The sequence below is a fragment of the Dyella tabacisoli genome (assembly GCF_003350925.1).
Taxonomy (GTDB): domain Bacteria; phylum Pseudomonadota; class Gammaproteobacteria; order Xanthomonadales; family Rhodanobacteraceae; genus Dyella_C; species Dyella_C tabacisoli.
This window is the reverse complement of sequence record NZ_KZ857177.1, coordinates 309,250-318,813: the sequence shown is the minus strand read 5'-3', so window position 1 is coordinate 318,813 and position 9,564 is coordinate 309,250. Positions and strand designations below refer to the sequence as shown.

Annotated in this window: 8 protein-coding genes; 1 reads left to right on the top strand and 7 read right to left on the bottom strand. The window is 60.1% G+C overall.

From position 1 onward, the window contains the following. Positions 1-70: 70 nt before the first annotated feature. The 6 genes from DVJ77_RS13310 to folD all read right to left on the bottom strand — a co-directional run bounded on the left by DVJ77_RS13310 (position 71) and on the right by folD (position 7,726). Positions 71-1,021 carry a nucleotidyl transferase AbiEii/AbiGii toxin family protein gene (locus tag DVJ77_RS13310; RefSeq protein WP_114845997.1) on the bottom strand — a complete coding sequence of 317 codons (951 nt, stop codon included), beginning with the start codon at positions 1,019-1,021 and terminating at the stop codon, positions 71-73. Then, positions 1,005-1,826, bottom strand: coding sequence for a type IV toxin-antitoxin system AbiEi family antitoxin domain-containing protein (locus DVJ77_RS13305; RefSeq protein WP_114845996.1), 822 nt, complete (start codon positions 1,824-1,826; stop codon positions 1,005-1,007). The genes DVJ77_RS13310 and DVJ77_RS13305 overlap by 17 nt, the downstream gene beginning before the upstream one ends. 158 nt (positions 1,827-1,984) lie before the next feature. Continuing rightward, positions 1,985-3,241 (bottom strand): tyrosine-type recombinase/integrase, encoded by a 1,257-nt coding sequence (locus DVJ77_RS13300; protein ID WP_114845995.1) that lies wholly within the window; start codon positions 3,239-3,241, stop codon positions 1,985-1,987. A 327-nt stretch (positions 3,242-3,568) separates the two neighbouring features. Then, positions 3,569-5,152: a glutamine-hydrolyzing GMP synthase gene (guaA, locus tag DVJ77_RS13295; protein ID WP_114846111.1), complete on the bottom strand. Its 1,584-nt coding sequence runs from the start codon at positions 5,150-5,152 to the stop codon at positions 3,569-3,571. A gap of 144 nt (positions 5,153-5,296) precedes the next feature. Continuing rightward, on the bottom strand, positions 5,297-6,754 hold the full coding sequence (gene guaB, locus DVJ77_RS13290; RefSeq protein ID WP_114845994.1) for an IMP dehydrogenase: 1,458 nt from the start codon (positions 6,752-6,754) through the stop codon (positions 5,297-5,299). Between the two features lie 111 nt (positions 6,755-6,865). Continuing rightward, positions 6,866-7,726, bottom strand: coding sequence for a bifunctional methylenetetrahydrofolate dehydrogenase/methenyltetrahydrofolate cyclohydrolase FolD (folD, locus tag DVJ77_RS13285; RefSeq protein WP_114845993.1), 861 nt, complete (start codon positions 7,724-7,726; stop codon positions 6,866-6,868). A gap of 62 nt (positions 7,727-7,788) precedes the next feature. Here folD and DVJ77_RS13280 point away from each other — a divergent pair, with 62 nt between their 5' ends. Next, positions 7,789-8,361: a GNAT family N-acetyltransferase gene (locus tag DVJ77_RS13280; RefSeq protein WP_114845992.1), complete on the top strand. Its 573-nt coding sequence runs from the start codon at positions 7,789-7,791 to the stop codon at positions 8,359-8,361. Here the strand turns inward: DVJ77_RS13280 and moeB are convergent. Further along, a complete protein-coding gene (gene moeB, locus DVJ77_RS13275; protein ID WP_114845991.1) occupies positions 8,358-9,527 on the bottom strand; it encodes a molybdopterin-synthase adenylyltransferase MoeB in 1,170 nt (389 codons plus the stop codon). The genes DVJ77_RS13280 and moeB overlap by 4 nt on opposite strands. Positions 9,528-9,564 lie beyond the last annotated feature (37 nt).

The following is a 9,564-nucleotide window of genomic DNA, read 5'->3' as shown; positions in this document are numbered from 1 at the left end:
GTGCAATCCATGCGTTTGCCTAACCCATAGGCCAATATAAAATCATGAACCATCGCGCCGATCTCACTCGTCATCTGGTACCAGCGATCCGCGCCAGCGTTTCTTCAAGCGCCTGGCGATCCGCCGCACGCTTGCCTGCCGTGCGCTGCGCAAGGTTGTGCAGCTTACGCCGCACACCCGGCAACTCCGCCGCATGCGCAAGCCCGATCAGGCCAAAGTCCGGCTGCTCGCTCTCCACGGACCGCAGGAACGCGCACGACGGCTCATCCAGCCACGATGCCACGCGCGACACCAAACGCTCGCGACTCTGCAGCAAGGCCCCGACCTCAATGGGCTCGGTCGTCATGCCCTTAAAATGAGCCTCGAAGGTGGCCTCGAAATCCGCTGGCATCCGGGGCGCCAACATTTCCCAGGCTGGTTTGGGGCTGCACGTCAGGTATACGAGGAAGGTGCGCCAGAGCGCTTCGTCCGCCCGCTCGTCCTGCAGCAATAGACCCACATCAAAGAGATCGCGCGGATGCTGCCGCGACAGTGCCGCCGCGATCTTGCCGGCATATAGGTCGGCGAAGTCCATCACCTGCACTTCGGCGAAGCCGAATGCCTCCTCTACCTTGGGGCGCACTACCATGCGACGCACCGGATGCACGGTGCCGCGCATTACCGGCGTCGTCTCGATCTGCACGCGCGCGCGGCCGCGGCTAGCCACCAGCCGAGTGACCGTTCCTGCACCTTCGCCTGCCGAAGTCTGGACCTGCAGTTGCAACGGACGGGCGCGCAGCACATCGGCCAATCGCCCAAGGGCTTCAGCAATCAGCCTCGCATCCTCGGCATAGTCGTGCACCGGCAGCCAAGCCAAATCGATGTCCACGGACAGACGTGGCAGATCGTGCTCGAACAGATTGATGGCCGTGCCGCCCTTGAGCGCGAAACGTGGCTCCTGCGCGAGCACCGGCAGGATCTCGACCAGCAACCGCACCCGGTCGACGTAGCGCCGATCCCAATGGTCAAACCAGGTGCTCATCGAGGTCTCCTGGCAAGGTGATCTGGTAGGTCGGATGCAGGCGACCGCCAGGCACGAGCGCGCGCTTGCCCCGGCCCAGATCGACGTCCTCCAGCGGCACGTGCGCCAGCCACGCATGCCGATGGCGATCGGCCAGCGCCAGGAACAGCCGCTTCGCCTTGATGCTGCGGCAGTGGCGCAGCAGCAGGCCGACGCGCTGCGGGCGCAATGTGGTCATGGCCTGCATCAGCGCGTCGGCCTCGTAGACCAACGCCGCGTCCGACACGCCGTCGCACAGCTCCAGCATGGCCCGCTCCGGGGTCGAGCACACCAGCGCATCGGTGCCGGGGCCGACCTGATACCACGCCAGCCCCTGCCCAGACAGCGCGGACTCCGACACCTCGGCCGTGAACGGCATGGCAGGCAGATCGAATGGCCCCTTGCCCAGGAACGCAAAGCGCTCCTGCAACGGTAGCTTGCTCACCCAGCCTGGCGGCCGCTCCGCCCCATAGAGCGTGATTGTCCCGGCGTCGCCCAAGCGCAGGTAATGCTCGTGTCCCTGCAAGGTCAGCGCGAATCGCCCCCCCACATGGAGCGGCATCCCCTCCCCGGCCTGCAGGCTGCGCACCACCCCATTCCACTGCAGGCGCCCGCCCTGGCGCATGTACACGCCACGAGACGGCGACACGAGCCAGCCGCTGCCCACATAGCGCGCGACGAGGCTATTGGAATAGCCATGCGCCCGTAGCCAGCGACTGGACACCAAGCGCGTATCACCTAGCTCAGCTAGCAGACGGTTTAATTTCCCTGAATTTTGGTCACCCATAGTGCTCAAAATATAACTTTCTCGAACTTCTGCCAAGACTCAACGGTTTGATAAATGAAGAATTAGATCACTTTAAGTGATCTTTTTGTTGAAAATATAAACCATTCGCCTTCCATCGCCAGTACCACGCGCCCTGGGATCTTCACGCTATCCCCCTCTCACACGGTCACACGCAGCACCGGTAGCACCACGTTCTCCGGCATAAGCTTCGGCACGTAGGTTTGCTCGTTGATCCAAACATCAACCATGTCTGCCCATTCTTGCAGCATGTGGCGTCGTTGCTCGGCATACTCGGCTTTGTTGTAGATCGAACACGAGGAGCGCCCTTCTTCATGAGCCAGGCACTTTTCGATCCAGTCCCGGTTGAAGCCCACTTCGTTCAGCAGCGTTGATCCGGTGCGGCGCAGATCATGGACGGTGAACGGTTCTAGAGCTAAGCCCGCGATTTTGGCTCGCTCCACCACAAGCTGTGTGACCCGGTTCAAGGTCGCATTCGACATGCAGCGATCGGCGTTGTAGCGCGATGGCAACACGAACTTTGAGCCCGCCGCACAGATATTGAGCGCAACGAAGATATCGAGAACTTGCCGCGACAGATAGATCATATGGGGCTTTCGCCCCTTCATCCGCTGCTTCGGAATCGTCCAGGTCGCCGCCTCGAAATCGACCTCATCCCAAGTGGCTTGAATCAGTTCGCTCTTGCGCACCATCGTCAGCAGGATCAGGCGTAGTGCCAGCCGGATCGTCGGATAAGTGGCCACAGAGTCCAATTGAATGGACATCAGGCGAATTTCTAGCGGCGACAAGGCACGATCCTTCGGCACGAACGTCGCAATGGACGCCGCACCCACGCTATCAGCAGGGTTTGCTACCTTCTCCCCATGTGTATTCGCGTAGCCATAGATCTGCTTCACAATGTCGCGAATTTGAACGGCGGTCGCTGGAGCACCTCGCGCTTTTACCCGCATACACAGTGAACGTAGATCCTCTCCGTGTATCTCGCTCAAAAGGCGTTTTTCGAAAGCCGGCAGGATGTCGCGATCCAATACGCTCTTGCGCATCGAGCGCGTCGACTCAGCCATCGTGGCCCCATAAAGCCATCGATTCGCATGATCGCTGAACGTCTGGGTCTCAGGCCCGCGAGCTTTCTCCCGCTGCTTCTGTAGCGCTGGCGAGATGCCCTCACCTACCAACCGCCTGGCATTCCGGAGCTTTTCCCGAGCAGCAGCGAGAGAGATGCCATCGAAACCATAGCGGCCAATGGTCAACGTCTCGCGTCGGCCATTGAGGCGATAGTCGTAGCGAAAGGAAATAGCTCCTGACGGAGAAATAGCCGCGTACATGCCGTCGCGGTCTGCAACTTTGTAAAGGGCGGCGCGTGGTTTGAGGTTCCGTAAGGCAAGGTCCGTAAGCATGTAACAGGTCTCCTAGTAGAGACGGCCGATTGCCGTCACCTACCAAGAGGTCTACATATCTCCGCGAACCCGCATGAAACCTATGTTTCTGAGATCAATCACTACCGTCACGGACGGTATTGCCATGTCGACAACAGTCGAGCCTAGCCAAAGGAGCTCACACGTCCCGTCAGTTTTACCGTCAAATTCTCCGCCTGGGGGCGCTAAAAAGCGGGAACTCATTCACGACGATCTTCAAAATCAACAACTTAAAGTAGCTACGCTCCAATCAACTATTCTTTGAGCATCATTCTAAGTTGATGATTTATATAGGAAAATAACTCACCCTTACTCCCACTCGATCGTCGCGGGTGGCTTGCCGCTGATGTCATAAACCACGCGGGAAACGCCGCGCAATTCGTTGATGATGCGATTGGAGACTTTGCCGAGGAAATCGTAAGGCAGATGCACCCAGTGCGCGGTCATGAAGTCGATGGTTTCCACCGCGCGCAAGGCGATGACCCACTCATAGGCACGAGCGTCACCGACCACACCCACCGATTTCACCGGCAGAAACACTGCGAATGCCTGGCTGGTCTTGTCGTAGAGATCCCAAAGACGCAGCTCCTCCATAAAGATCGCATCGGCCCGCGCCAGTAGCTCGGCGTATTCGGGCTTCACTTCGCCCAAGATGCGCACGCCCAGGCCCGGACCGGGGAATGGATGGCGGTAAACCATTTCGCGAGGCAGTCCCAGCTCGACGCCGATGCGGCGCACTTCGTCTTTGAACAGTTCGCGCAACGGCTCGACCAGCTTGAGTTTCATATGCTCAGGCAGGCCACCGACGTTGTGATGGCTCTTGATGACGTGAGCCTTGCCGGTCTTGCTGCCAGCCGACTCGATCACATCGGGATAGATAGTGCCTTGTGCCAACCACTTCACTTGACCGCCACTGGCCGTGGTGAGCTTGGACGATTCTTCGTCGAAGATTTCCACAAACAAGCGGCCGATGATTTTGCGTTTGGCCTCGGGATCGGAATGCCCGGCCAGCGCGCTGAAATAGCGATCGGCGGCATTCACGCGAATCACCTTCACGCCCATATGCTCGGCCATGGTGGCCATCACCTGATCGCCCTCTTTCCAACGCAACAAGCCGGTATCGACGAATACGCAGGTCAGCTTGTCGCCGATGGCCCGATGCAGCAGCGCCGCCACGACCGAGGAGTCGACGCCGCCAGAGAGGCCAAGCAACACTTGATCGTTGCCGACCTGAGCACGCACGCGCTCGATCTGGTCTTCGATGATATTGGCGGCCGTCCACAGCGTGCGGCAGCCGCAAATCTCGGTGACAAAGCGCTTGAGCAAAGCCCCGCCCTGCTTGGTGTGGGTCACCTCGGGGTGGAATTGCACGCCATACCAGCGCTTGTCTTCATTGGCCATCGTCGCCACCGGCACGCGGTCGGTGCGACCGGTGACGATAAAGCCTGGCGGCGCGACAGAGACATGATCGCCATGACTCATCCAGACGTCTAACGCCTGAGCCGAACCCGGATGATCGCTAAGACCCGCAAACAGGCGATCCGATGCCACGATATCGACCTTGGCATGGCCGAATTCACGCGCGTCGGCCGCCTCGGTGGCGCCACCGAGCTGTGCAGCAAGGGTCTGCATGCCGTAGCAGATACCGAGTATCGGCAAACCGGCATCGAACACCTCCTGCGGCGCTTTCGGCGCGTCTTCCAGGGTGGTCGATTCAGGACCGCCGGAAAGAATAATGCCCTTGGCGCCATAGGCCAGAATTTCGGTCGGCTCGTGATCCCAGGCCCAGATCTCGCAGTACACGCCCAATTCGCGAATACGCCGGGCAATCAGTTGGGTGTACTGAGCGCCGAAATCGAGTATGAGGATTTTGTCGCTATGGATTTGGGTCATGGGGCTGGGCATCGGGAATGGAGATGGGGGAATGGAAAACCACTCCGCGTCGATTTCAAAAAGTGGATGCGGCTATACGACTGAAGCCGGGAATCGAGATCGGCTTTGCGATACTCCTTTCCCGGCTCCCTTGGCTATTCCATCTCAGGAATTGAGCCGATAGTTCGGCGCTTCCTTGGTGATCTGGATATCGTGCGGATGTGCCTCGGTAACGCCTGCCGAAGTGACTTTGACGAACTGCGCTTTCTGCCGCACGTCTTCGATGGTCGCCGCACCCAGATAGCCCATCGAGGCACGCAGGCCACCGATCAACTGATGAATGATGTTGCGCAACGGCCCACGGTACGGCACGCGGCCTTCGATGCCTTCAGGCACCAGCTTGTCGGCGTCGGCCTCATCCTGGAAGTAGCGATCCTTGGAGCCCAAGGCCATCGCCCCGATGGAACCCATGCCGCGATAGCTTTTGTACGAACGCCCCTGGAACAACTCCACCTCGCCTGGGGATTCCTCAGTGCCGGCAAACATCGAGCCCAGCATCACGGTGGAAGCACCGGCGGCAAGCGCCTTGGGGATGTCGCCCGAATAGCGGATACCGCCGTCGGCAATCAGCGGAATTTCGTCTTTCAATGCGGTGGCGACCATATCGATCGCGGTGATCTGCGGCACACCGACACCGGCAACCACGCGGGTGGTGCAGATCGAACCGGGACCCACGCCGACCTTGACCGCATCGACACCGGCATCAAGCAAGGCGCGTGCGGCTTCGCCGGTAACGATATTGCCGGCAATGACCTGCACCTGCGGGTAGTTTTTCTTGACCCAGCCGGCACGTTCGATCACGCCTTGCGAATGGCCATGGGCGGTATCGACCACCAACACATCCACGCCGGCATCGACCAAGGCGGCTACGCGCAGCTCGGTGTCGCCACCGACGCCTACGGCCGCGCCTACCAGCAAACGCTCGTGGCGATCTTTGGCGGCGTAGGGATTGTCGCGGGCCTTTTGAATATCCTTGACGGTAATCAGACCGCGCAGTTGATAGTCGTCGTTGACCACCAGCACTTTTTCGATACGGTGCTTGTGCAGCAACTGCAGCACTTCGTCCTGGCTGGCGCCCTCGCGTACCGTGACCAGCTTGTCCTGGCGCGTCATGATGTTGCGCACCGGATCGTCGTGCTTGCGCTCGAAACGCAGATCGCGGCTGGTGACGATGCCGATTAGCTGTTCGCCGTCTACCACCGGCACACCGGAGATGTTGTGGGCACGGGTTAACCGCAGCACTTCGCGAATCGAAGTATTCGGCCCGACAGTGATCGGGCTGCGGATCACGCCAGCCTCGAATTTCTTCACCAGGCGTACTTCTTCGGCCTGCTGCTCGGCGGTCATGTTTTTGTGGATGATGCCGATGCCGCCGCTTTGCGCCATGGTGATGGCAAGCCGGGCTTCGGTGACCGTGTCCATGGCGGCGGACACGATAGGAATGTTCAAGCGCAGATTGCGGGTCAACCGTGCGGATGTATCCACATCGCGCGGTAGAACGACCGAATGGGCCGGAACGAGGTAAACATCGTCGTAGGTGAGAGCCTCGGCGAGGATCCGCATGCGAAAAGTCCCGCTGCAAAGAGAGGATTATACGCACCGCCTCGTTTCGATGCCAGCAGGCTGCGGCAAATCATCACCAAGGCACCCCAGCCCAAGCGGCAACGCGCCGCTTTACACCAGTAGATCCGCCGCCTCGGCCGCTTCCAGCGTGTTCTCCATCAAGGTGGCCACCGTCATCGGGCCGACACCGCCAGGAACCGGGGTAATCCAGCTTGCGTGCTCGGCGGCAGCCGCAAAATCGACATCACCCACCAGACGGCCGTCATCGAGACGATTGATGCCCACATCGATTACCACCGCGCCCGGCTTGATCCATTCGCCTTTCACCAAGCCAGGGCGGCCTACCGCAACGATCACGATGTCGGCCTGGCGCACAAAGCTTTCCAGATCACGGGTAAAGCGATGACAACAGGTGGTGGTACAGCCTGCGATCAGCAACTCCAAGGCAAGCGGACGTCCGACATGATTGGAGACCCCGACCACCACCGCATGCTGGCCGCGTACCGGCCGATCGGTATGGCCGAGCAAGGTCATCACGCCCTTGGGGGTGCATGGGCGCAAGCCGAAACGGCGCAAGACTAAACGACCGAGGCTCACCGCCTGGAATCCGTCCACATCCTTGTTCGGCGCAATGCGATCGACCAGGGCATCCTCATTGATATGCTCAGGCAAGGGCGATTGCACCAGAATGCCTTGCACGGCCGGATCGACATTCAGCCGGTCAATCAGCGCAAATAACTCATCCTGCGTCGTACTCGACGGCAGGTCGAAATCGAACGAACGAAAGCCCACCTGATGGCAAGCCTTGCGCTTGTTGCGCACATAAACGGAAGAAGCCGCATCATCGCCCACCAATACGACGGCCAGTCCCGGCTCGGCCAGCCCCTGCGCCTTACGCTCAGTGACCCGCTTGCCGATCCGCTCCAACAGTTCCTGGGCGATGCGTTTACCGTCGAGAATGCGTGCGCTCATGGTGATATTGGCCCCGTAAACCTTGCATTATCGTGGCTCACCCGTACAGGCACAAATAGCCCATGTCCGCACAACATCCAGATTTGCTTGCCTACGGACTGAATCGCGGAAATCTGCATCTGCGTCTTTGGCATGAAGACGATGCCGCAGCACTGGTCAACGCCGTACAGGAGTCGATGGAAAGCATCGGCCGCTGGCTAGCGTGGTGCATACCCGACTATTCGGCCGAAGATGCTCGCCATTGGATAGAACTAACCCGTGAAAGCTGGCAAGGCCGCGGCGACGAATGTGCCCTTGCCATCACCGACAAACAAAACGGGGAGCTGATTGGATGCATTGCCATCAACCAATTCCGGCCGGAACATCGAATGGCAAATATCGGCTATTGGGTTCGCCAGTCCCGGCAAGGCCGAGGAAGTGCCGCCAAGGCGATCGGAATGCTTGCCCCGTATGCCTTCGCATACTTTGAATTACAGCGCCTGGAAATCGTCGTCGCCGTTGAAAACCTGGCCAGCCGGTGCTGTGCGGAGCGGGCTGGAGCATATTTTGAAGGGATCGCACGGCAGCGACTGAGCGTCCGCGGTCAATGGCAAGATGCGCACATGTATTCGCTGCTCCCTTCTGACTTTGCTTAACCCGCTGCCGCGCAAAGCCGGGCAATGTCCTCATAACCGCCGAAATGAGCCGTTGCACCGCAACCGGGGCAGCGAGGGTCGCGCAGCAAGCGCGCTTCGTGAAAACGCATGCTCAGTGCATCGAAGCTCAACAGACGGCCAACCAGCGGCTCACCCAAGCCGAGTATCAGCTTCAGCACCTCGGTCGCCTGCAGCAAGCCGATAATGCCCGGCAACACGCCTAGTACTCCGGCCTCGCTGCAATTGGGTGCCTCGGCCGCCGAAGGCGGTTCTGGGAACAGGCAGCGATAACAAGGTGAATCGTTGCGCCGCGGGTCGAACACACTGACCTGCCCGGCAAAACGCTCGACCGCGCCGTACACCATCGGCAACATCAAACGCCGTGTCGCAGCAGCGAGCAGATATCGCGTCGGGAAATTATCGGCGCCGTCGACCACGACATCGTGATTCGCCAGTAGTCGTTCGACGTTATCGGCCTGTAGCCGTTCAGTGCGAACCTCGACCTGCACCCGTGGATTGAGCGCAGCCAAGGCGAGCCGCGCCGATTCTGTCTTGGCCATGCCGACACGCGCGTCGGCATGAATGACTTGCCGATGCAGGTTGGAGCGTTCGACGCGATCGTCGTCGACCAGGGTGAGCAGCCCCACCCCGGCAGCGGCCAGATACAGCGCAACCGGCGCACCGAGGCCACCGGCACCCAGCAAGGCAACTTTTGCCTGGGCGAGTTTCTGCTGACCGGCCTGACCCACCTGGGGTAAACGTAGCTGGCGCGCATAACGTTCGGCCGCATCGGCATCCAGCTCGCCAGCCGCTATCGGCAGGCCGTCGCTTTTCCAGCGAGTCATGCCGCCGGCGACCGAGCTGACATGGTGATAGCCCATGCGCAGCAACGCTTCCGCGGCCAATAGCGAGCGCTGGCCACTGCCGCATAAAGTCAGGATGCTGCGCGAACGATTCGGCTCGATCTGCTCGATGCGCAATTCAAGAAAACCGCGTGATAACCCTACCGCGCCTACCGGCGTACCCGCAGCGCGCTCATCGTCCTCACGCACATCGATCAGCAATGCACCTTGTGCCTGGCGAGACAAGGCATCAGCAGGAGAAAGTTCAGCAATCTGCTGGCGCAGGCTGGCCAGCCAAGTTTCGCGGTTCAGTGACTCGGTCATAAGAACGGCAGTGTAGGACGATCGAAGCCACGCGGCA

Bases quoted from the DNA above. Each gene is read 5' to 3' on its own strand.
- DVJ77_RS13280 (WP_114845992.1), top strand. From the start codon at position 7,789: ATGTCCGCACAACATCCAGATTTGCTTGCCTACGGACTGAATCGCGGA.
- DVJ77_RS13300 (WP_114845995.1), bottom strand. From the start codon at position 3,241: ATGCTTACGGACCTTGCCTTACGGAACCTCAAACCACGCGCCGCCCTT.
- moeB (WP_114845991.1), bottom strand. From the start codon at position 9,527: ATGACCGAGTCACTGAACCGCGAAACTTGGCTGGCCAGCCTGCGCCAG.
- DVJ77_RS13305 (WP_114845996.1), bottom strand. From the start codon at position 1,826: ATGGGTGACCAAAATTCAGGGAAATTAAACCGTCTGCTAGCTGAGCTA.
- folD (WP_114845993.1), bottom strand. From the start codon at position 7,726: ATGAGCGCACGCATTCTCGACGGTAAACGCATCGCCCAGGAACTGTTG.
- guaB (WP_114845994.1), bottom strand. From the start codon at position 6,754: ATGCGGATCCTCGCCGAGGCTCTCACCTACGACGATGTTTACCTCGTT.
- guaA (WP_114846111.1), bottom strand. From the start codon at position 5,152: ATGACCCAAATCCATAGCGACAAAATCCTCATACTCGATTTCGGCGCT.
- DVJ77_RS13310 (WP_114845997.1), bottom strand. From the start codon at position 1,021: ATGAGCACCTGGTTTGACCATTGGGATCGGCGCTACGTCGACCGGGTG.